Origin of the sequence: Ruegeria sp. SCP11 (genome assembly GCF_040329455.1) — a bacterium.
In the GTDB taxonomy this organism is placed as follows: Bacteria; Pseudomonadota; Alphaproteobacteria; order Rhodobacterales; family Rhodobacteraceae; genus Ruegeria; species Ruegeria atlantica_E.
Genome location: NZ_JBDZYG010000062.1, coordinates 1 through 319, shown reverse-complemented (window position 1 = coordinate 319; position 319 = coordinate 1). Strand labels below are relative to the sequence as shown.

Here is a 319-nt window from a genome sequence, read left to right as displayed (position 1 = left end):
TAACAGCTCATCGTTTGTCGAGCGCACCATCTCAGACGTGTCTCTCTCCAACGGTGATGTGATCGAGATCGCGGGTTTTCAAGATTCTGGGGAACCTTTGAGAACAGACTATCTGGACTTCCAGCCTACCGATGCGGCCACAGACGTCACCGTCCCCGTCGTCTCATCCGCCGGGTCTCAGAACATAGGCGCAGCTCAAGTCGGCAACCCCGACACGCAGATCACCGTGACCTTCGCCGACAACATCGCGGTGGACGCGTCCAGCATCGACAGCGGCGACATCACCGTCTCCGGTCCGGCCGGGCCGCTCGCGGTCACC

1 protein-coding gene is annotated in these 319 nt (G+C 60.8%); it reads left to right on the top strand.

Features of this window, described 5'->3' with window-relative positions; translation table 11 throughout:
- A partial coding sequence (locus ABLN94_RS24630; protein WP_352997357.1) for a hypothetical protein occupies nucleotides 1-319 on the top strand: 319 nt, incomplete at both ends.